We start from the raw sequence: 21,696 nt of genomic DNA, 5'->3' as shown, positions 1-21,696 counted from the left end.
GTGATTTACGAGCAGGCCAACGCCCACGGCCAGAAGGTGCAGACCGCCGGCAGCAACATGGCCAGCACCGACAGCGCAGTTGGGTCCAGCTGGGCCTAACAAACGCACCCTTAGACCGGGGCCGCACACCGATCCGTGTGCGGCCCCGGTTTTGTGCGTGACTAACCGGCCACCGGCGAACGCGGAATCAGCGAGGAGCGGAACCCGATTCGATGAACCGCGCCGTCGGACTCGCGCCCGACCATCCCGCCCAAGGGCAACTTGGAGACGCCTGCGCCGCTCGTCGGCGACGGCATCGCGCCCCATCCACCCGGCATGACGTTCGCATCGAGCACGGGCTGCGGTGCCGGAACCGCCAGCGCATCGGCCCAACTCGGCGGCACCGACAACGTGCCCAGCGATGTCGCATCACCGAAGCTCGCCGACGCTCCTGGTCCCACACCGCCGAGATGTCCTGGGTCTCCCAGACCACTCATGGCACCCCCGTCGGATCCGGTAATCGAACCCAAGCCCTCGAAATCCAGGCTCAGGCCATACCCGTCGAGACCAAGCCCGGCGCCGGTCTTGCCCGACGTATTGGTAATGCTCGACAGGGCACTGAGCGGGCCGGACAGCCCCGATAACCCCACTGAAGCCGCGGTGCCGCCCATTGCCGTCGGCGAGAGCCCCAAGGCGGACCACGATCCGGGGGTCGACAGACTCTGGAGTGCTTGCGGCACTGAGGAAATCAACTGTGTCGACGTCGCCGGGGCCTTGGTACCCGCCGCGACGCCCGCCGCCTGGGCGACCGCGCCCGCTTGGTCGGCACGCCCACCCGGATTGGTCGTCTGTGGCGGCGGTGTGAAGGTCGTGAAGGCAGAAGCGGAAGCGGAATTGGCGGCGTAGTTGTACATCGCGGTAGCGTCCTGGGCCCACATCTCGCCGTAGGCCGCCTCGGTGGCCATGATCGCCGGCGTGTTCTGCCCGAGGAGGTTGGTCGCGACCAACGTCATCAGCTGAGCACGGTTGGCCACGATCGTCGGCGGCGGGACCGTCATGGCGAAGGCCGTTTCGTAGGCGGCCGCCGCGGCGGTGGCCTGGCCGGCCGCCTCCTCACACTGGGCGGCGATGGCCGTCATCCACGCCAGGAACGGCGCGACGGCAGCCACCATCGACATGGACGACGGGCCCGTCCACGATTCGTCGGTCAGACCGGTGATCACCGATTGGTAGCGGCTGGCGGCGGCATGGAGTCCGGCCGCCAGCGCTTGCCATCCGGCGGACGCGGTCAGCAGGGTCGTCGGCCCCGGCCCGATGTACATCCGCCCGGAGTTGACCTCCGGTGGCAATGCTCCAAAATCCATCGCGCTGTCCTATCTCTCGACGAGTTTGCTGTCCCGGCTACATCGGCAGGCATCGTCGCCATCCGGCTGACCGGGGGAAGGGAGTTGTCTCGAAGCCCAGCGACCGTCGCATCGCTGGCAGAGGCGGAGGCTGTAACCCACCGGCCGCCGCCACTGACGGCCGTAATCGTGCATAAACCGACCGCAGTGCGAAAATCACTGGAAACTCACACAATTCGTAACTTGAAGTAACTTTGAATTTACGAAAGACAGGACACCGTCGTCCTCTGCCGTCGTGCGCTCCCGTTGGGGAGTGACGGCGACCGCTGAACTGCGGCATTTGGTACTCAATGAAATCCGTTCCAGCGCTGCCGATTTGAAGAACTACCCCTCGTGGTTGACGAGTTCCATCACACGAACAGCACTGCCTTCCAGTATTTTTGAGGAAAACATTCCTCTCAACTTGGCTGATACGACTCATACAAAACTCACACATGCCCGGGCTCCGGCAGTCCGTCGTCCCGGTCGCTTGGATTTGAGAACTCTATGAACTCCGTGACAATCGGATATGAGTATTGGGAGAATATGGGGACATGACCACAACGTCGGGATACGCGGGCAGCCAGCGGCCGCGCCAGGCCATGCTGGGACAGCTGCCCCGGATTTATCGCGCCGACGGATCCCCCATCCGAGTTTTGCTGGTGGACGATGAGCCCGCGTTGACCAACCTGGTCAAGATGGCGCTGCACTACGAGGGCTGGGTCGTCGAAATCGCCCACAACGGGCGCGAAGCCATCGCGAAGTTCGAACGTGTCAAACCCGACGTGCTGGTCCTCGACATCATGCTTCCGGACGTCGACGGCTTGCGAATTCTGCAGCGGATCCGCGAATCCGACGCCTACACGCCCACGCTGTTCCTCACCGCCCGCGATTCGGTCATGGATCGGGTCACCGGGCTCACCGCGGGCGCGGACGACTACATGACCAAACCGTTCAGCCTCGAGGAGCTCGTCGCGCGGCTCCGCGGCTTGCTGCGCCGCTCCAGCCAGCTGACCCCACCGACGCCCGAAGCGCTCAAAGTCGGCGATCTTCGAATCGACAGCGCCAGCCGCGAAGTCAGCCGCGACGGGACGCCGATCTCACTTTCGTCGACCGAGTTCGAATTGCTTCGCTTCCTCATGCGTAACCCACGCCGCGCGCTGAGCCGCACCGAGATCCTGGACCGCGTCTGGAACTACGACTTCGCCGGGCGCACCAGCATCGTCGATCTGTACATCTCTTATCTGAGAAAGAAGATCGACTCCGGCAGGGAGCCGATGATCCACACCGTCCGAGGTGTCGGATACATGCTGCGGCCACCGGAATGACCGCCGAGCGCGACACCCCGCGGTGGTTTCCCCGCTCCTTGCGACGCCAATTGCTGGTCGGCGTATTGGCAGTCGTCACAGTGGTTTTGGTGGCGGTCGGGGTTGTCTCCGTGCTGAGCCTGCGCGGCTATGTCACCACCATGAACGACGCCGAAGTAGCCAAATCGCTGCACGCGTTCAACCACTCCTACAGCAGATACCGCAGCGGCGACCATGCGTCGGGACACCGAGCCAACGCCCCGGTATCGGAGGCGTTGCTGGAGTTCACCGGCCAAACCCCGGGAAACCTCATCGCCGTGGTGCGCGACGGCGTGGTGATCGGCTCGGCGGTCTTCTCCGAAGACGAACCCCGACCCGCGCCGGCCGACGTCGTCCGCGCAATCGAAGGACAGCAGTGGCACGACGGTCCGCCACATACCGAAAAGCTCGGCAGCCTGGGGTCCTACCGGGTCGACTGTCTCATCGACGGATCCGACGTCCTGGTCGTCGGGGTGTCGCTGAACCTCGCCGACCGGATCATCGCACGCAAGAACATCACCACCACGGCCCTTGTCGCGGCCGCCCTGCTCATCACCGCGGGACTCACGGTGTGGGTTGTCGGCTACACCCTTCGCCCGCTGCGCCGGGTCGCGGCGACCGCCGCGGAAGTCGCCGCGATGCCGCTCACCGACGACGACCACCGGATCAGCGTCCGGGTTCGGCCGGAGGACACCGACCCGGACAACGAGGTCGGGATCGTCGGGCACACGCTGAATCGGTTGCTGGACAACGTGGATAGCGCGCTCGCGCATCGCGTCGACTCCGATCTGCGCACCCGACAATTCATCACCGACGCCAGCCACGAGCTACGGACCCCGCTGGCCGCCATTCAGGGTTATGCCGAATTGACCCGCCAGGACAGTTCGGCACTGCCACCGACCACCGAATACGCGCTGGCCCGCATCGAATCGGAGGCAAGACGCATGACGTTGCTTGTCGACGAGCTGCTGCTGCTCTCCCGCTTGGGCGAGGGTCAAGACCTCCAGAGCGACGACGTCGACCTGGCCGACCTCGTCATCAACGCGGTGAACGACGCGGCGGTCGCGGCGCCGACGCACCAGTGGGTCAAGGACCTGCCCGACGAGCCGGTATGGGTCCGGGGAGACCAGGACCGGCTGCACCAGCTGGTCAGCAATCTGCTCAGCAACGCCCGGGTGCACACGCCGCCGGGCGTCACGGTGACCACCGGGATCACGTGCCGGCGCAGCGGCGCCGAGGGGGCCTATGCGGAGCTCACGGTCGCCGACGACGGGCCCGGCATCGACGCTGAGCTGCTGCCGCGCTTATTCGAGCGATTCGTCCGGGCGGACACGACGAGGTCCGACGGTTCGGGCATTGGGCTGGGGCTGGCCATCGTGAGTTCGATCGTCAAGGCGCACCGCGGCTCGGTCACCGCCGAATCCGGCAGCGGCCGAACGGTGTTTCGGGTGCGGCTGCCGATGATCGAGGGCCCGCTCTCGGATAGCGCCTAGTCTGCTGCGCCCGGGCGTAAAGAAACCGTAAAGGCGCACCGTGGCGCCGTTAGGAAAGTGTCAACCAACGGCCCGACGCCATCCGGTCCGATTAATTTCAACCTGACCTTTGCCTCCGAGGACTACGCTGTCGCGGACTCGATGAGGTCGTTAAGTGTGCGCACGACCGGCGCAGAACGGAGACAAGATGGGCGTCTTGGTGTACCTCGCGCTGACCGTAGCGGTGTTCGCCGCGCTCGGCTGGACGCTGAAATTGGGCTCGTGAGCAGCGCTAACGCCATAGGCCTGATACTGGCCGTGCTCATCGCCCTGCTGCTGGGCGCGGCCCTGGTCTTTCCGGAGCGGTTCTAGTGAGCGGGACCGCGGCGGGGCTGATCTTCCTCGGGTTACTCGTCCTCGCGCTGGCGGTGGTCCATATCCCGCTGGGCGACTACATGTTTCGGGTCTACAGCTCCCGAAAGCATTCGCGCACAGAGAAGTTCGTCTATCGCCTGATCGGGGCCAATCCGGACGCCGAACAGGGCTGGGTCGCGTATGCCCGTAGCGTGCTTGCATTTTCGGCGGTCAGCGTCGTGTTCCTGTTCGTCTTGCAACTCGTCCAGGGCAAGCTGCCACTGCATCTGCACGACCCCGCGACGAAGATGACGCCGGCGCTGGCCTGGAACACCGCCGTCAGCTTCGTCACAAACACCAACTGGCAGGCCTACTCCGGCGAATCGACGATGGGGCACCTGGTGCAGATGGCCGGTCTGGCGGTGCAGAACTTTGTCTCCGCCGCGGTCGGCATGGCCGTCGCGGTCGCGTTGGTCCGTGGCTTCGCCCGCCACCGCACCCATGAACTCGGCAACTTCTGGGTGGACTTGACCCGCGGCACGCTGCGCATCCTGCTGCCGATCTCCATCCTCGGAGCCATCGTGCTGATCGCCGGCGGCGTCGTGCAGAACTTCCACCTCAACGACCAGGTCGTCACCACGCTGTCCGGTGTCCACCAGACCATCCCAGGCGGGCCGGTCGCCAGCCAGGAGGCGATCAAGCTGTTGGGCACCAACGGCGGTGGCTTCTACAACGCCAACTCCGCGCACCCGTTCGAAAACCCGACCGCCTGGACGAACTGGGTGGAGATCTTCCTGCTACTGGTCATCAGCTTCTCGCTGCCGCGAACCTTCGGCCGCATGGTGAACAGCAAGAAACAGGGCTACGCGATTGCTGCGATCGTCGGCGTCCTTGCCGTTCTCAGCGTCACGTTCATGATGCTGTTCCAATTGCAGCACCACGGCACCGTTCCCACCGCGGTGGGTGCGTCCACCGAAGGCGTCGAACAACGCTTCGGGGTCGCCGATTCCGCGATCTTCGCCGACGCCACCACCCTGACGTCGACCGGTGCCGTCGATTCGGTGCACGACTCCTACAGTTCCCTGGGCGGCATGATGACGATGTTCAACATGCAGCTCGGCGAGGTCGCGCCGGGCGGCGTCGGCTCCGGCCTGTACGGCATCCTGATCCTCGCCGTCATCACCGTGTTCGTCGCCGGCTTGATGGTCGGCCGCACACCGGAATACCTCGGCAAGAAGATCAACCCGCGCGAAATGAAGCTGGCCGCAGGCTATTTCCTGATCACCCCGCTGATCGTGCTGCTCGGCACCGCCATCGCGATGGCGCTACCGGGTGAGCGCGCCGCCATGACCAACACCGGCCCGCACGGCCTCTCCGAGGTCCTCTACGCATTCACTTCCGCGGCCAACAACAACGGTTCGGCTTTCGCCGGGCTCTCGGCCAACACGGTCTGGTGGAACACCGCGTTGGGCCTGGCGATGGTGTTTGGCCGCTTCCTGCCGATGATGTTGGTTCTCGCGCTGGCCGGTTCACTCGCCCGTCAGGGCGTGACCCCCGAGTCGAGCGGCACGCTGCCCACCCACAAGCCTCAGTTCGTGGGCTTGGTGGTGGGTGTGACCGTCATTCTGGTTGCCCTCACCTTCCTGCCCGCGCTGGCGCTCGGGCCGCTCGCCGAAGGGATTCACTGAGTGACCGCCACAATCCCGTCCCCCAAACTCCGGCGCAGCGCCAAGGCACCCGGCGATAAGTTGCAGGGCGGGTTGCTCGACCCCGCGTTGCTGGTGAAGTCGCTGCCGGACGCGCTCGCCAAGCTCGATCCGCGCACCCTGTGGCGCAACCCGGTGATGTTCATCGTGGAAATCGGCGCCGCATGGTCGACGGTGCTCGCGATCGGCGACGGCAGCTGGTTCAGCTGGCTCACCGTGTTCTGGCTGTGGCTGACAGTGATTTTCGCCAACTTGGCCGAAGCGGTCGCCGAAGGGCGTGGCAAGGCGCAGGCCGACACGCTCCGCAAGTCGAAAGCCGACACCATCGCGCACCGGCTCAACGACTGGACGCCGGGCAGCACCGGCGGCACTCCCGAAGAAGTGGCGGCGCCACTACTGCAGCAGGGCGACATCGTGGTGGTCACCGCGGGAGAGGTCATTCCCGGCGACGGGGATGTCGTGGAAGGCATTGCCTCGGTTGACGAATCGGCCATCACCGGCGAATCGGCACCCGTCATCCGGGAATCCGGCGGAGATCGCTCGGCGGTAACCGGCGGGACCACCGTGCTCTCCGACCGGATCGTGGTCAAGATCACCCAGAAGCCCGGAGAGAGCTTTGTGGACAGGATGATCGCACTCGTCGAGGGTGCGAATCGGCAGAAGACGCCCAACGAGATCGCGCTCAACATTCTGCTGGCGGCGCTGACCATCATCTTCGTGTTCGCGGTGGCCACGCTTCAGCCGCTCGCGATCTACTCCAAGGTCAACAATCCCGGAGTTCCGGCGACCTCGGCGCTGAGCGCCGACGGGATCAGCGGCATCGTCCTGGTCGCACTTCTGGTGTGCCTGATTCCCACCACCATCGGCGCGCTGTTGTCGGCGATCGGCATCGCGGGCATGGATCGGTTGGTACAGCGCAACGTGCTGGCCATGTCCGGTCGCGCGGTCGAGGCGGCCGGCGACGTCAACACCCTGCTCCTGGACAAGACCGGAACCATCACGCTCGGGAATCGTCAAGCGTCGGAATTCATTCCGGTGTCCGGGGTGACGAACCAGGATCTGGCCGACGCCGCGCAGCTATCCAGCCTCGCCGACGAAACTCCCGAGGGTCGTTCCATCGTCGTCTACGCAAAAGAGGCGTACGGGCTGCGCGCGCGGACCCCCGGCGAGCTGTCCAACGCCACGTGGGTGGAATTCAGTGCGACTACCCGGATGTCGGGCGTGGACCTCGACGGGCGCCAGCTGCGCAAGGGCGCGGCCAGCTCGGTGGCCGAGTGGGTCCGCGGTCACGGGGGCACGGTACCCGCCGAACTGGGTGAGATCGTCGACGGTATCTCCGCCGCCGGCGGAACCCCGCTCGTTGTCGGACGGCTGGCCGACGGACAGGCGGACGTGCTGGGGGTCATCCACCTCAAAGATGTGGTGAAGCAGGGCATGCGCGACCGGTTCGACGCGATGCGGCTGATGGGCATCCGCACGGTGATGATCACCGGCGATAATCCGTTGACCGCCAAGGCGATCGCCGATGAGGCCGGGGTCGACGACTTCCTCGCCGAGGCCACACCGGAAGACAAGATGATGCTCATCAAGCGTGAGCAGCAGGGCGGGCGCCTGGTCGCGATGACCGGTGACGGTACCAACGACGCCCCCGCCCTTGCCCAGGCCGACGTCGGGGTGGCGATGAACACCGGCACGTCGGCGGCCAAAGAGGCCGGCAACATGGTGGACCTGGACTCCGACCCCACCAAGCTCATCGAAATCGTGGAAATCGGTAAGCAGCTGTTGATCACCCGCGGGGCGTTGACCACGTTCTCCATCGCCAACGACATCGCCAAGTATTTCGCGATCATCCCGGCGCTGTTCGTGGCGATCTTTCCGGGCCTGGACCTGCTCAACGTGATGCGCTTGCACAGTCCGCAATCGGCGATCCTGTCCGCCGTGATCTTCAACGCGATCGTCATCGTCGCCCTGATTCCGCTGGCGCTGCGCGGCGTTCGCTACACGCCCAGCCGTGCGGCCAAACTGCTGAGCCGCAATCTCTACATCTACGGCCTGGGTGGCATCGTCGCCCCGTTCGTCGGAATCAAGCTCATCGACTTGCTGGTTCAACTGCTTCCCGGGATGGCCTGAGATGAAGTTTGGGAACGTGATTCGGCAACATTGGGCCGCGCTGCGCGCGCTGCTCGTGTTTACCGTGCTGCTCGGTTTCGGCTATCCGCTGCTGATTTGGTTGGTCGCTTCGATTCCCGGGCTGCACGACAAGGCGCAGGGCTCGATCATCACCGCGGGCGGCAAACCGGTCGGCAGCAAGCTGATTGGCCAGTCGTTCACCGACTCGTCCGGCAACCCGTTGCCGCAGTACTTTCAGAGCCGGCCATCGGCCGCGGGCAGCACCGGGTATGACCCGACGTCGAGCGGCGGCAGCAACCTAGGTCCCGAAAGCGTGATCGACGTCCCGGGCGATCCGCCCAAGCCCAGCCTGCTGACGCAGGTGTGTTCCCGCAGCGCATCGATCGGCCAACTCGAAGGCGTCGACGGATCACGTCCGTTCTGCACCGGCGGCGGCGTCGGGGCCGTCCTGTCGGTGATCGGCCCCCGCGATTCGCGCGGGTATGTCACTCATCCCACCAGAGTCGTCAGCGTCAACGAGCCGTGCGGCACGACGCCCCGGCCTTTCCTGGACTTCTACGAAGGCGTCCGGGTCGAGTGCGCGAAGTCCGGCGAGGACTACTCGATCGGCCAGATCGTGCCCATTCGCGGGGCCGCACCGGCGGATCCGCGGGTTCCGGCGGACGCCGTCACCGCCAGCGGCAGCGGCCTGGACCCGAACATCTCACCGGCGTATGCGGACATCCAGGTCGCCCGCGTGGCCAAGGCCCGGCATGTGTCCCCGGACCAGATACGTGAGGTCCTCGCGCAGTACCGCAACGGCCGCACCCTTGGCTTCTTCGGTGAGCCGTGCGTGAACGTGCTGGAACTCAATCTGCAGCTCGATCACAAGTATCCGGTCACCGGTTAGCGCCATGGGGGGATGATGGTTGACGTGAGCGACGTCGGCCTCCCGGGCCAACCTGCCAAGCGCGGGGAGCTACGCATCTACCTCGGTGCGGCCCCGGGTGTCGGCAAAACGTACGCGATGCTGGGAGAGGCGCATCGACGCTTGGAGCGCGGCACCGACCTGGTGGCGGCCGTCGTGGAGACCCATGGTCGGGCGAAAACCGCTGAGCTGATTGAGGGCATCGAGGTCATCCCGCCGCACTATGTCGAATATCGGGGCGGCAGGTTCACCGAACTCGACGTGCCCGCCGTGCTCGCGCGGCATCCGCAGGTAGTCCTCGTCGACGAACTTGCCCACACCAACACGCCGGGCAGCAAGAATCACAAGCGCTGGCAGGATGTCGAGGAACTGCTCGATGCCGGTATCACCGTGATCTCCACGGTCAACATCCAGCACCTGGAGAGCCTCAACGACGTCGTCGCCCAGATCACGGGCATCCAACAGCAGGAAACCATCCCGGACTCCATCGTGCGGGAGGCCTCGCAGGTCGAACTCATCGACATCACACCGGAGGCGCTGCGGCGCAGGCTATCTCATGGCAACGTCTACGCTCCGGCCCGGATCGATGCGGCCCTGTCGAACTACTTCCGGCGCGGAAACCTCACGGCCCTACGCGAATTGGCGCTTCTGTGGCTGGCCGACCAGGTGGACACCGCGCTGGCGAAGTACCGCGCCGAGAACAAGATCACCGACCTGTGGGAGGCGCGCGAACGGGTTGTCGTGGCGGTCACCGGTGGTCCGGAATCGGAGACGTTGGTGCGGCGGGCATCCCGGATCGCCTCGAAATCGAGCGCAGAGCTGATGGTGGTGCACGTCATACGTGGCGACGGGCTGGCCGGCGTGTCCGACCGCAAGATGGGCAAGATTCGCGAGCTGGCGAACAGCCTGGACGCTTCCCTGCACACCGTGGTCGGTGACGACGTGCCCACTGCCCTACTGGATTTCGCCCGCGAGAACAACGCCACCCAGCTGGTGATCGGCACCTCCCGCCGGCCCCGGTGGGCGCGCATCTTCGAGGAGGGCATCGGCCAGACGATCGTCGAGCGTTCCGGAAAGATCGACGTGCACATGGTCACGCACGAGGAATCCAAGCGTGGCTTGCACATTGGGTCGCTCGCGCCCCACGAGCGACGCGTCGCGTCCTGGCTCGCGGCGTTCATCATCCCGTCGGTCGTCTGCGCGGTCACGGTGACCACGCTGGACCCTTATCTGGACACCGGCGGCGAGAGCGCGTTGTTCTTCGTCGGGGTGCTGTTGGTGGGCTTACTGGGAGGCGTTGCCCCGGCGGCGCTTTCGGCGGTGCTCTCCGGGTTGCTGCTGAACTACTACCTGATAGCTCCGCGGCACAGCTTCACCATCGCCGAACCCAACAGTGCCATCACCGAGTTGGTGCTGCTGTTGATTGCGGTCGCCGTAGCGGTCCTGGTGAACTTCGCGGCCAATCGCGCACGAGAGGCGCGGCGCGCGTCCCAGGAGGCCGAGCTGCTGACGCTGTTCGCGGGATCGGTGCTGCGCGGTGCGGACCTCGAGTCGCTGCTCGAACGCGTGCGCGAGACGTACTCGCAGCGCGCGGTCAGCATGCTGCGGGAGCCCAGCGAGGAGGCCCGCGCCAGCGGAAAGAAGAGCTACGTGGTCGCCTGCGTGGGCAAAGATCCTTGCGCGAGCGTGGATTCCGCTGACACCGCGATCGAGGTCGGCGACGACGAATTCTGGATGCTGCTGGCCGGTAGGAAGCTCTCGACGCGCGACCGCCGGGTGCTCACCGCGGTGGCCAAACAAGCCGCGGGCCTGATCAGGCAGCGCGAACTGGCCGAGGAAGCCAGCCGGACCGAGGCGATCGTGCGGGCCGACGAGCTGCGCCGCTCCCTGCTCTCGGCGGTCAGCCACGATCTGCGCACGCCGCTGGCCGCCGCCAAGGTTGCCGTATCCAGCCTGCGCGCCGAGGATGTCGCCTTCTCGGCCGAGGACACCGCCGAATTGCTGGCCACCATCGAGGAGTCCGTCGACCAGCTGACCGCATTGGTCGGTAACCTGCTCGACTCCTCGCGGCTGGCCGCCGGCGTGGTTCGACCGGACCTGCACCGGGTGTATCTCGAGGAGACGGTGCAACGCGCGCTGGTCAGCATCGGCAAGGGCGCCACCGGCTTTTACCGACCCGCCATCGATCGGGTCAAGGTCGATGTCGGCGACGCCGTGCTGATGGCCGACGCCGGGCTGTTGGAACGGGTGCTTGCCAACCTGATCGACAACGCGCTGCGCTACGCGCCCAACAGCATCGTCAGGGTCAACGCCGGACAGGTGGGCGATCGCGTCCTGATCAACGTCATCGACGAGGGTCCCGGAATCCCGCACGGGACCGAGGATCAGATCTTCGAAGCGTTCCAACGCCTCGGCGACCACGACAACACCACCGGCGTCGGTTTGGGGATGTCGGTGGCGCGCGGCTTCGTCGAGGCCATGGGCGGCACCATCGCGGCAAGCGATACCCCCGGCGGCGGCCTGACCGTCGTGGTGGAACTCGCCGCCCCGCAGCAGATCGGCCCACGATGACCCGGGTGTTGGTGATCGACGACGAACCGCACATCCTGCGGGCGCTGCGGATCAACTTGTCCGTGCGAGGCTACGAGGTCATCACCGCGTCGACCGGTGCCGGTGCGCTGCGCGCGGCAGCCGAGCACAAGCCCGACGTGGTGATCCTCGACCTGGGCCTGCCCGACATCTCCGGCATCGAGGTGCTGGGCGGCCTGCGCGGCTGGCTCACGGCGCCGGTGATCGTCTTGTCGGCGCGCACGGATTCGTCGGACAAGGTCGAGGCGCTGGACGCCGGCGCCGACGACTACGTCACGAAACCCTTTGGGATGGACGAGTTCCTGGCCCGGCTGCGTGCCGCGGTCCGCCGCAACGCCGCGGCGTCCGACACGGACGAGCCCGTCGTGGAAACCGACGCGTTCACCGTCGACCTGGCCGCCAAGAAGGTCACCAAAGACGGCGTCGAAGTGCATCTGACCCCGACCGAATGGGGCATGCTCGAGGTGTTGGTCCGCAACCGCGGCAAGTTGATCGGGCGCGAGGAACTGCTCAAGGAGGTTTGGGGGCCGGCATACGCCACCGAAACCCATTACCTGCGTGTTTATTTGGCGCAGCTGCGACGCAAGCTTGAGGATGACCCGTCGCATCCCAAACACCTGTTGACCGAGTCGGGCATGGGCTATCGCTTCGAGGCGTGAGTCGCATCCGCAACATGCGTCTCCGGAAGCTGGCTGGCTTTTTGCCCACCTCACAGCGACAATTTGGCTGCCCGCCCGCAACTACGCCGGATACGACATCGACGGAGTTGTCGCTATAAGGGGGCAGAACGCGTGTCGCGTCCGCGCGGTTAGCAGTGTGGCGGATGTGACTCAGCCGGCGATCGACAGCACGATGCCGTCCAGGATGTCGTGTTCGCTGACGGTCAGCTCATCGATACCCGCCCGGGTGCGCAGCTCGCGCGCCAGTTCCTCGACCACGATCGCGCCGCCACCGATCACGTCGGCGCGGCCCTCGTGCATCGGCGGCAGCGCCGCGCGCTGCGCTCGCGTCATGCCGATCAGCCGATCGCAAACCCCTTGCAGATCATGGCCGTCGACACGCGAAAGATGAATGGCCGCAGAGTCATACGTCGTCATGTTGTGGGCCAGCGCGGACAGCGTGGTCATCGTGCCGGCCAACCCCACCCACGTCCGGGCGCCTTCGACGGGAACCGCGCGCAGCGCGACGTCGAGCCGCTCGCGCACCACCAGGCGGGCCGCCGCCACCTCCTCCGGTGTGGGCGGGTCGGAGTGCAGGCAGCGTTCCGTCAGCCGGACACAACCGATGTCGGCCGAATAGCTGGCGACCACTTCGTCCCCGCCGACCACGATTTCGGTGGAACCCCCACCCAGGTCCACGACGACGAAAGGCCCTCGCGCGCGGTCCAATTCACCGACGGCACCGCGGAAGGACAGCTCGGCCTCGTCGGCTCCGGTAATCACCTCCGCAACGGCGCCCGGGAGCACCGGGCCCAGCACGTCGGCCGTCATCGCAAAAAACACATCGCGATTGGCCACATCGCGCGCCGCCGACGTCGCCACCATCCGCACCCGCTCGACGCCGTGCGCTTTCAGCAACGCAGCATAATCGGTTAACGCGGACCGGGTCCGGGCTATAGCTTCCGGTGCGAACTCGCCCGTCGCGTCCACGCCCTGACCCAGCCGCACGATCCGAGTCTCGCGATGCACATCGCGCAGGCGGCCGCCAGCGACATCGGCGATCAGCAACCGAATCGAGTTGGTACCGCAGTCGATAGCGGCGAGCCGGCTCACCACTTTCCCGCCACCAACACGGGGGCCATCGCCGGCTCGCCGGCCAGCAGTGCCAGCGCCTCATCACCGAGCGGATTCACCCCCGGGCCCTTGGCCAGCGAATGCGCGATCAGCACGTGCAGGCACTTGACCCGGTCCGGCATGCCGCCGGCGGAAAAGTCCGTCCCCAGCGGCTCGATCGCGTCACGCTCGGCCAGATACGACTCGTGCGCGCGCCGATACGCCGCCGCCAACTCCGGCTCGCGCTTCAACCGCTCGGTCATCTCGTGCATCAGTCCCGTCGTCTCCAGCCTGCTCGCGGCGGCGGTGAGCACCGGATGTGTCAGGTAGTACAACGTCGGAAACGGTGTGCCGTCAGGAAGTTTCGGCTTCGTCTTGACCACGCCGGGTTCGCCGTTGGGGCAGCGATAAGCGATCTCCAGGACCCCGCGCGGCTCGCGGCCTAGCTGGCGCGCCACCGCTTCCAGGTCCGCACGATCAACCACCGGGCGCCGTGGGGGTGGGTGGGGTGTTGGACGGTGGCAGGTGCGGCGCATCGGCGATCGTGTGCCACAGCGCCGTGTACCACGGGGCGCCGCTGGTGGGTTTGGCCGTATCGGATCCGGGCTGCGGCGTCGCCGCCGACGGCGGCAGCTGCACCTGGAACGGGATGTCTCCGGGCTTCACGAAGCCGAGGCGCTCGCGGGCCTGCGCCGCGATGTAGGCCGGGTCACCGAGCTTGACCTTCTTCTGCTCGAGGTCGGCGATCTGGCGCCGCAGCGCGGCTTCGCTCGCGGCCAACTGATTCATCTCGGTGCGCTGCGCGAAGTAGGTGCGTACCGGGCCCGCGATGGTCAGGGTCAACACGCAAATGACCGCGGCGAGCACCGCGGCCCGCCGCGCGGTGAATCCCAGCCGCTGGTCCGACCGCTGCTCGACGGATTCGGCGAGCTGCCGCTTGATGGGTTCGACGACGTGCTCACGCACGGTCTTGGTGGAGCGACGGCGCCGAGCCGGATCGCCGGCTTTGCCCGGGCGTGATGCCGGGGAGCGGCGCTTCGGATCGGGCTTGGGCGTCAAGCTATTTCGACCTGTTTCGGATCCAGAGCGAATCGCGGGAAAGCTAAATCGCCGGCGTAGCGGGCGGCATCGCCGAGCGCCTCCTCGATGCGCAGCAGCTGATTGTATTTGGCGACCCGCTCGCTGCGGGCGGGTGCGCCCGTCTTGATCTGACCGCTGCCGACCGCCACCGCCAGATCGGCGATGGTGGTGTCTTCGGTCTCGCCACTGCGGTGGCTCATCATCGTGCGGTAGCCGCTGTGGTGGGCCAACACGACGGCGTCCAGCGTCTCGGTCAGCGTCCCGATTTGGTTCACCTTGACCAGCAACGCATTTGCCACGCCCTTGTCGATGCCCTCCTCGAGGCGCTCGGGATTGGTGACGAAGATGTCGTCGCCGACGATCTGCACCCGGTCGCCGATCGACGCCGTCAGGGCCGCCCAGCCGTCCCAATCATCTTCGGACAGTGGGTCTTCGATGGATACCAGCGGATAGGAGCCGAGCAGGCCGGCGTAGAACTCGCTCATCTGCTCGGCGCTGCGGGTGCTGCCCTCGAAGGCGTAGCCGGTCCCGTCGGTGTAGAACTCGGTGGCGGCGGCGTCGAGGGCCAGTGCCACGTCGACGCCGGGTTTCAGGCCCGCCGCTTCGATGGCCGTGCTGATCAGGTCGAGTGCGGCGGTGGTCCCGGCCACGTCGGGAGCGAAACCGCCTTCGTCGCCCAGGCCGGTCGAGAGCCCCTGCTTTTTCAGCACCGACTTCAGCGCGTGGTACACCTCGGCACCCCAGCGCAGCGCCTCACCGAAGTGAGACGCGCCGATCGGCGCCACCATGAATTCCTGAATGTCGACGGCGGTGTCGGCGTGCGCGCCGCCGTTGAGGATGTTCATCATCGGCACCGGCAGGATGTGCGCGTTGGGGCCGCCGAGATAGCGGAACAACGGCAGCTCGGCGGAATCGGCGGCCGCCTTGGCCACAGCAAGCGAGACGCCCAGGATCGCGTTGCCGCCGAGCCGCGACTTGTCCGGGGTGCCGTCGAGGTCCACCAATGCCTGGTCGACCAACCGCTGATCGTCGGCATTGAGTCCGATGACGGCCGGGGCGATCTCGTCCAGCACGGCCTGCACCGCCTTCTGCACGCCCTTGCCGCCGTAGCGCTCGCCGCCATCGCGCAGCTCGACGGCCTCGTGTTCGCCGGTCGACGCGCCGGACGGCACCGCGGCGCGGGCAAACGTCCCGTCGATCAGAGCTATCTCGACCTCGACCGTCGGGTTACCGCGAGAATCGAGGATCTCGCGGGCCCCGACCTGCTCGATAATCGGCACTGGGTTTCTCCTTGCGTGTTAGCTGATGACGGCCGCCTTAAGCGTAAAGCCTGGGTCAGCGATACATCCTGCTACAGCGGGTGCCCCGACGCGTAGGCGGTCGCCCAGTCCCGAACGGCCCGCGCATAGATGCCCGAGTTGTTGTACGCGCGCAGCGCGGTTATCCACCCCCGTGGTGTGGCGAGATCCTTTCCGCGCCAACACAAATAGCCCGCCGCCGCAAGGGCTGCGTCATCGATGTTGTCCGGGCTGACGCGGCCGTCGTTGTGGGCGTCGACCCCGTACAACCGCCACGTCTCCGGAATGAACTGCATCGGCCCCATCGCACGCACCACCCCGGCGCCTTGATCCGAGCCACGCGTGTCTTCCTCGCTGTCGACGATGCGCAGGGTCCCGCCGCTGCCGTCCAGTCGAACACCCCGAATGGGGGGGCTCACATCGCCGTTGGGCGCCAGCGTCGCACCCCGGTACGTGCCGTGATGGCTCTCCACCTGCCCGATGCCCGCCAGCGTGGTCCACGCGATATGGCACTTCGGGTTCTCGACCTCGGCGACGCGGGCGGCATAGGCGTAGGCCTCCAGCGCGATGACCGGAATCTCCATCGCGGCCGACCGTTGCTGCGCCCATTCCCGCAACTGGTCCGCGGGCCGGCCGCTGGCGTGGGTGTTCACCGGCGGCACCGCATCGCCGGCCGGCGGGGGCACGCCGTCGGGAATGAAAAGGCTGAGCTGCCAGGTGCAGCTGGAGGCCATCAGCATCGCGGTCGCGCCGATCACAGCGGCCGCGCGCAACCAACGCCTCGGCGACACCACGCTCCCCTTAAGCTCGCCTGCACCAACTTCGCCCATAATCATCGTCCCATGAGTTTTGGGACTAAAAAGTCCGAACGGGCTCAGCGGCGGCCACCGCGCTTCTTCGAGCCCTTGCCGGACCCCTTGGCCGCGGCGACGGGCTCGTCGGCCTTGTCGACGGCCCCATCGCTGCCGGCCGGCTCCACCGTGTCGACTTCCGGCCCGGCGACGGGCCAGTGTGCGCGCCACTCCTCGTCGCTGATCTCGCCGAGCGGCGCCACATCGAACTCCTCGGGAACACTGTCCCCGCGGCGGGTGGTGGCTATCGACTTCTCGACAGCGCAGACGGTGTCGACGAACTCCAAAACGGCGGTGCGCAACGAGCTTTCCGCGTCGATACCCGCCGACACCTCGATCGCGGTGATCTCGGCGGGGATCAGGTCGGCCGGGAACCCGGCCTTCTCCGCGCGCTGAATGACCTTCTGCGCCAACGCCAATGACGGCTGCCCGGTATGAACGTCGTCCATCACCGAGTTCCGCGGTTTCTCGGCCGCCTTGCGCTCTTCCCACTGAGCCAGCTGGTCTTCCAGCGAAATGGATTGGCCCGCAAGCACACCCGGCACCCGGTTGCCGAGCTTTCGCATCAACGTGACGGCGACGTCGTCGATGGTGAAGGAATGCTGCGGCGCGTCCTCGGCGATGCGGGCGTGGAAGAGGACCTGCAGCAACACGTCGCCGAGCTCTTCGCGCAGCTGGTCGGCATTGCCGCTGCGGACGGCGTCGAGCAGCTCGTAGGTCTCCTCCAGCAGGAACCTGCGCAACGAGTCGTGCGTTTGCTCGCTTTCCCACGGCCCGGCGGTGCGCAGCTTATCCATCATCGCGACGGCGTCCACGAGCCGTTCGCCGCGTGGTGTGTCGGGCGCCGAAATCAACCGCGCCCCCGCGGCCAACCGCGCGGTGACGGCGGGGTGGTCAGGGTCGGACGACAGCAACACCGGGGCGTCCTCCCCGGTGTCGACGGGGCGGGCACCCGGCAGCGACCACGGCACCGCGACGGGCATCTCCTCGGTGTACTGCACCTCCCCGCCGAGGTGCTCGATCGCTTCAACGGGAACCAGCGACGGGCGGCGGGGGTCGAACAAGACGACAATCATCTCGCCTGTCGCTCCTCCCCGGACATCGGCGCTGGTGACGCACCCGTTATACCAATCTCTAGCTGTGGTTTGCCTTGCAGCGCCGTCACCACGTTGGCCACCATCTGGACCAACTCGACATCGCGGATGCGTGGCGCACCGATACCCCCGGCTCGCGGGATCGGAACCTGGACGGTGGCGGTGGTGGCCCGGTAGTGCGCGCCCGGATACATCCGCTTGAGCCGCACCTGAGCCGAATCTAGCAGCGTGATCGGCGACAGCCGCACCGTCGCCGCGGAGGCGGCCGACACTTCGGTGATGCCGGCGGCGCGGCACAGCAGCCGCAGCCGCGCGACCGCGACCAGCCGCTGGGCGGGCTCGGGCAGCGGCCCGTAGCGGTCGGTGAGTTCCTCGACGACCCCGACGATGGCCGCGTCGTCGGCCGCGGCCGCCAACCGCCGGTAGCCCTCCAGCCGCAGCCGGTCGCTGGCGATGTAGTCCGGCGGCAGGTGCGCGTCGACCGGCAGGTCGATCCGCACATCCTTGGGCTCCTCGCGGGCGACGACCGTCTCGCCGTCGGCGGCCGCGCGGTAGGCCTCGACGGCCTCGCCGACCAGGCGCACGTATAGGTCGAATCCGACCCCGGCGACGTGGCCGGACTGCTCGACGCCCAGCACGTTCCCGGCGCCGCGGATCTCGAGGTCCTTCAGTGCGACCGCCATGCCCGCACCCAGCTCGTTGTTCTGCGCGATGGTCGCGAGCCGGTCGTAGGCCGTCTCGGTCAGCGGCACGTGCGGCGGATAGAGGAAGTAGGCGTAGCCGCGTTCCCGGCTGCGGCCGACCCGGCCGCGCAGCTGGTGCAGCTGGGACAGCCCGAAGGTGTCGGCGCGCTCGACGATGAGCGTGTTGGCGTTGGAGATGTCCAGCCCGGTCTCCACGATCGTGGTGCACACGAGGATGTCGTATTCGCGGTTCCAGAAGCCCTGAACGGTCCGTTCCAGCAGGTCCTCGGGCATCTGACCGTGCGCGACGACGACGCGCGCCTCGGGCACCAGCTCGCGTACCCGGGCGGCGGCCCGATCGATGGAGCTGACCCGGTTATGGACATAGAAGGCCTGCCCGTCGCGGAGCAGCTCGCGCCTCAACGCCGCGGCGACCTGCTTGTCGTCGTGCGGGCCGACGTAAGTCAGCACCGGGTAGCGCTCTTCGGGCGGCGTCAGGATCGTCGACATCTCGCGGATCCCGGCCAGGCTCATCTCCAGCGTCCGCGGGATCGGGGTCGCGCTCATGGTGAGCACGTCGACGTGGGTGCGTAGCGACTTGATGTGCTCCTTGTGCTCGACCCCGAACCGCTGCTCCTCGTCGACGACGACCAGGCCGAGGTCCTTCCAGCGCACTCCGGTCTGCAGCAGGCGATGCGTGCCGATCACGATGTCCACCGACCCGTCGGCCAGGCCGTCGATCACGGCGCGGGACTCCGCGGCGTCGGTGAACCGGGACAACCCCTTCACGACGACGGGGAACCCGGCCATCCGCTCGCCGAATGTCTGCAGATGCTGGTCGGCCAGCAGTGTGGTGGGGACCATCACGGCGACCTGCTTGCCGTCCTGCACCGCCTTGAACGCCGCCCTTACCGCGATTTCGGTCTTGCCGTAGCCAACGTCGCCGCAGATCACCCTGTCCATCGGAATCGGCTTTTCCATGTCCGCCTTGACCTCGGTGATCGCCGTGAGCTGGTCGACGGTCTCGGTGAAGCCGAACGCATCCTCCATCTCGGCCTGCCACGGGGTGTCCGGCCCGAAGGCGTGCCCGGGGCTGGCCTGCCGTTTGGCGTACAGCGACACCAGCTCGCCGGCGATCTCCCGGACCGCGCGGCGCGCCTTGGTCTTGGTGTTGGCCCAGTCGCTGCCGCCCAGCCGGCTCAGCGCCGGGGCCTGGCCGCCGACATACCGCGACAGCTGGTCCAGGGAATCCATTGGGACATACAACTTGTCGGCCTGCTGGCCACGCTTGCTGGAGGCGTACTCCAGCACCAGGTACTCACGCCGGGCGCCGCCGACGGTGCGCTCGACCATCTCCACGAACCGGCCGATGCCGTGCTGGTCGTGCACCACCAGGTCGCCCGCCGCGAGCGCCAGGGGGTCGACGGTGTTGCGCCGTTTGGCCGCCAGCCTTTTGCCCTCGACGGCCGTGGCCCGGTTGCCGGTCAGGTCGGTCTCGGTGATGACGACCAGGTTGGCGCCGGGTATCACGACGCCGTCGTGCAGCGGGCCCTTGAGCACACCGACGACCCCGGACTTGGGCGCGGCACCGCACTCCAGCATCGCGGCCGGGGTATCGAACTCCGCCAGCCGCTCCACCACGCGGTGGGCGGTCCCGGTCCCGGGTGCAACCACCGCCGCATACCCACCGGTCGTGACGTGCGCCCGCAGCATCGCGAAGATGCTGTCGATGTCGTGCTGATGTCCACGAGCAGACGGCGCCGCCCGGACGTCCAGCTCGAGCGCCGACTCGTCGGACAGCTGACTCAACGTCCACCAGGGATGACCGGACCGGAGCGCCGCGGCCTCCACGTCACCGAGTTCGGCGAAGCCCGACCCACCCAATTGCCCGACGTCGACCGGCGCTGCTGAGGTACCCAGTGCGGCGACCGACCACGACGCCTCGAGGAATTCACGACCGGTCTTGATCAGGTCGGCGGCCCGGCTGCGCACCTTCTCCGGGTCGCACACCAGCACCGGGGTGCCCTCGGCCAGCTGATCGGTCAGCAGAACATGGTCCCCTTTTTCCGGGGGATGCAGCACCGAGAGCAGCGCCTCCATCCCGTCGACGGGGATGCCCTCGGCCAGCTTCGCCAGCATGTCGGTGAGGCTGCCGGTGATCGCGCCCTCGCCCGCGGGGTGTCGTGCGGCCAACTCGGCGGCCCGCGCCCGTACGTCGTCACCGAGCAGCAGCTCACGGCAGGCAACGGCGACGACCGTGTCGACGTCGATCTCGGGAATCGAGCGCTGGTCGGCGACCGCGAACATGCGCATCTCGCTGACCTCGTCGCCCCAGAACTCCACGCGCACCGGGTGTTCGGCGGTCGGTGGGAAAACGTCGAGAATCCCTCCGCGGACGGCGAATTCGCCGCGCCGGCCGACCATGTCCACTCGCGTGTAGGCCAGCTCGACCAGCCGGGCCACCACGCCTTCGAATTCGGCTTCCTGGCCGACGCTCAATGTGACCGGTTCCACCAGGCCCAGCTGCGGCGTCATCGGTTGCAGCAGCGATCGGATCGTCGTCACCACTACCTGCAGCGGCGGCCCTAGTGTCGCGTCGTCGGGATGGGCCAGCCGGCGCAGCACCATCAGGCGGGTGCCGACGGTGTCGACGCCCGGTGAAAGCCGTTCGTGCGGCAGCGTCTCCCACGACGGGAAGACCGCGACCGCGTCGCCGAACACGCCCGTCAGTTCGGCGGCCAGGTCGTCGGCTTCGCGCCCGGTGGCGGTGACCACCAGTAACGGACCGAGCCGCGCCAGCGCGCTGGTGACGAACAACCGGGCGCTGGCCGGGCCGACCAGGCTCAATTCCGCGGGTCGAGCGGTCGCGCGCTCGATGAGTTGCTGGAAAGTGGGCGCCGTCAGCGCCAATTCGACGAGCCCCGCGATCGGGGTTTCTGGGCGAGCAGGCCCCGGTGCGGTCATGATGAGGCCCATTCTAGGGGCGAATTAGAGCCGCCGAATTTCGTGAAGATTGCGCCCGATGCCGTCAAAGGATCGTCAAGAAAGCGGCA

At 67.1% G+C, this 21,696-nt stretch carries 16 protein-coding genes and 1 pseudogene; 9 read left to right on the top strand and 8 right to left on the bottom strand.

From position 1 onward, the window contains the following. Nucleotides 1-99, top strand: a pseudogene (locus A5744_RS08830) (type VII secretion protein EsxI); the annotation flags it as partial. 62 nt (nt 100-161) lie between these two features. On the opposite strand, the gene A5744_RS08825 reads toward A5744_RS08830, so the two are convergent. After that, nucleotides 162-1,343: a PPE family protein gene (locus tag A5744_RS08825; protein WP_076060172.1), complete on the bottom strand. Its 1,182-nt coding sequence runs from the start codon at nt 1,341-1,343 to the stop codon at nt 162-164. A 572-nt stretch (nt 1,344-1,915) separates the two neighbouring features. On the opposite strand from A5744_RS08825, the gene A5744_RS08820 reads away from it, so the two are divergent. The 8 genes from A5744_RS08820 to A5744_RS08785 all read left to right on the top strand — a co-directional run bounded on the left by A5744_RS08820 (nt 1,916) and on the right by A5744_RS08785 (nt 12,524). Beyond that, nucleotides 1,916-2,689, top strand: a complete 774-nt coding sequence (locus A5744_RS08820) for a response regulator transcription factor (RefSeq protein ID WP_076060171.1) — start codon at nt 1,916-1,918, stop codon at nt 2,687-2,689. Next, nucleotides 2,686-4,200 carry a HAMP domain-containing sensor histidine kinase gene (locus A5744_RS08815; protein ID WP_076060169.1) on the top strand — a complete coding sequence of 505 codons (1,515 nt, stop codon included), beginning with the start codon at nt 2,686-2,688 and terminating at the stop codon, nt 4,198-4,200. Before A5744_RS08820 ends, A5744_RS08815 begins: the two co-directional genes overlap by 4 nt. A gap of 261 nt (nt 4,201-4,461) precedes the next feature. After that, complete coding sequence (locus A5744_RS24985; protein ID WP_139329779.1) at nt 4,462-4,551, top strand: potassium-transporting ATPase subunit F; 90 nt, start codon at nt 4,462-4,464, stop codon at nt 4,549-4,551. Next, entirely contained in the window at nt 4,551-6,221 is a 1,671-nt protein-coding gene (gene kdpA, locus A5744_RS08805; protein ID WP_076060166.1) for a potassium-transporting ATPase subunit KdpA, read from the top strand. The genes A5744_RS24985 and kdpA overlap by 1 nt, the downstream gene beginning before the upstream one ends. Beyond that, nucleotides 6,222-8,369, top strand: coding sequence for a potassium-transporting ATPase subunit KdpB (gene kdpB, locus A5744_RS08800; protein ID WP_076060164.1), 2,148 nt, complete (start codon nt 6,222-6,224; stop codon nt 8,367-8,369). A 1-nt stretch (nt 8,370) separates the two neighbouring features. Then, the gene (locus A5744_RS08795; RefSeq protein ID WP_076060162.1) at nt 8,371-9,258 is read left to right on the top strand and encodes a potassium-transporting ATPase subunit C; all 888 of its coding nucleotides are present in this window, start codon (nt 8,371-8,373) and stop codon (nt 9,256-9,258) included. Between the two features lie 12 nt (nt 9,259-9,270). Then, complete coding sequence (locus tag A5744_RS08790; protein WP_076060160.1) at nt 9,271-11,847, top strand: sensor histidine kinase KdpD; 2,577 nt, start codon at nt 9,271-9,273, stop codon at nt 11,845-11,847. Beyond that, nucleotides 11,844-12,524, top strand: a complete 681-nt coding sequence (locus A5744_RS08785; RefSeq protein WP_076060159.1) for a response regulator — start codon at nt 11,844-11,846, stop codon at nt 12,522-12,524. Before A5744_RS08790 ends, A5744_RS08785 begins: the two co-directional genes overlap by 4 nt. A 171-nt stretch (nt 12,525-12,695) precedes the next feature. Here A5744_RS08785 and A5744_RS08780 read toward each other — a convergent pair whose 3' ends face one another. From A5744_RS08780 to mfd, 7 genes are all read right to left on the bottom strand, one after another. Further along, nucleotides 12,696-13,640, bottom strand: coding sequence for a Ppx/GppA phosphatase family protein (locus A5744_RS08780; RefSeq protein WP_170874453.1), 945 nt, complete (start codon nt 13,638-13,640; stop codon nt 12,696-12,698). Further along, nucleotides 13,634-14,122, bottom strand: coding sequence for a DUF501 domain-containing protein (locus A5744_RS08775; RefSeq protein WP_076060155.1), 489 nt, complete (start codon nt 14,120-14,122; stop codon nt 13,634-13,636). The genes A5744_RS08780 and A5744_RS08775 overlap by 7 nt, the downstream gene beginning before the upstream one ends. Beyond that, on the bottom strand, nt 14,115-14,696 hold the full coding sequence (locus tag A5744_RS08770) for a septum formation initiator family protein (RefSeq protein WP_076060153.1): 582 nt from the start codon (nt 14,694-14,696) through the stop codon (nt 14,115-14,117). The genes A5744_RS08775 and A5744_RS08770 overlap by 8 nt, the downstream gene beginning before the upstream one ends. Continuing rightward, nucleotides 14,693-15,997: a phosphopyruvate hydratase gene (gene eno, locus A5744_RS08765; protein ID WP_076060151.1), complete on the bottom strand. Its 1,305-nt coding sequence runs from the start codon at nt 15,995-15,997 to the stop codon at nt 14,693-14,695. The genes A5744_RS08770 and eno overlap by 4 nt, the downstream gene beginning before the upstream one ends. Nucleotides 15,998-16,068: 71 nt before the next feature. Further along, the gene (locus A5744_RS08760) at nt 16,069-16,806 is read right to left on the bottom strand and encodes a lytic transglycosylase domain-containing protein (RefSeq protein WP_076060180.1); all 738 of its coding nucleotides are present in this window, start codon (nt 16,804-16,806) and stop codon (nt 16,069-16,071) included. A gap of 83 nt (nt 16,807-16,889) precedes the next feature. Continuing rightward, nucleotides 16,890-17,942 (bottom strand): nucleoside triphosphate pyrophosphohydrolase, encoded by a 1,053-nt coding sequence (locus A5744_RS08755; RefSeq protein ID WP_083679245.1) that lies wholly within the window; start codon nt 17,940-17,942, stop codon nt 16,890-16,892. Beyond that, nucleotides 17,939-21,607, bottom strand: a complete 3,669-nt coding sequence (gene mfd / locus A5744_RS08750; protein WP_170874452.1) for a transcription-repair coupling factor — start codon at nt 21,605-21,607, stop codon at nt 17,939-17,941. The genes A5744_RS08755 and mfd overlap by 4 nt, the downstream gene beginning before the upstream one ends. Between the last annotated feature and the right edge of the window lie 89 nt (nt 21,608-21,696).

The organism is Mycobacterium sp. IS-1264, from assembly GCF_001954195.1.
GTDB lineage: Bacteria > Actinomycetota > Actinomycetes > Mycobacteriales > Mycobacteriaceae > Mycobacterium.
This window is presented reverse-complemented; position numbering and strand designations above follow the sequence as displayed.

What these genes read in the sequence shown, in the direction of transcription:
- A5744_RS08825 (WP_076060172.1), bottom strand. Translation starts at nt 1,343, where the DNA reads ATGGATTTTGGAGCATTGCCACCGGAGGTCAACTCCGGGCGGATGTAC.
- A5744_RS08820 (WP_076060171.1), top strand. Translation starts at nt 1,916, where the DNA reads ATGACCACAACGTCGGGATACGCGGGCAGCCAGCGGCCGCGCCAGGCC.
- A5744_RS08815 (WP_076060169.1), top strand. Translation starts at nt 2,686, where the DNA reads ATGACCGCCGAGCGCGACACCCCGCGGTGGTTTCCCCGCTCCTTGCGA.
- A5744_RS08795 (WP_076060162.1), top strand. Translation starts at nt 8,371, where the DNA reads ATGAAGTTTGGGAACGTGATTCGGCAACATTGGGCCGCGCTGCGCGCG.
- A5744_RS08790 (WP_076060160.1), top strand. Translation starts at nt 9,271, where the DNA reads ATGATGGTTGACGTGAGCGACGTCGGCCTCCCGGGCCAACCTGCCAAG.
- A5744_RS08785 (WP_076060159.1), top strand. Translation starts at nt 11,844, where the DNA reads ATGACCCGGGTGTTGGTGATCGACGACGAACCGCACATCCTGCGGGCG.
- A5744_RS08755 (WP_083679245.1), bottom strand. Translation starts at nt 17,942, where the DNA reads ATGATTGTCGTCTTGTTCGACCCCCGCCGCCCGTCGCTGGTTCCCGTT.
- mfd (WP_170874452.1), bottom strand. Translation starts at nt 21,607, where the DNA reads ATGACCGCACCGGGGCCTGCTCGCCCAGAAACCCCGATCGCGGGGCTC.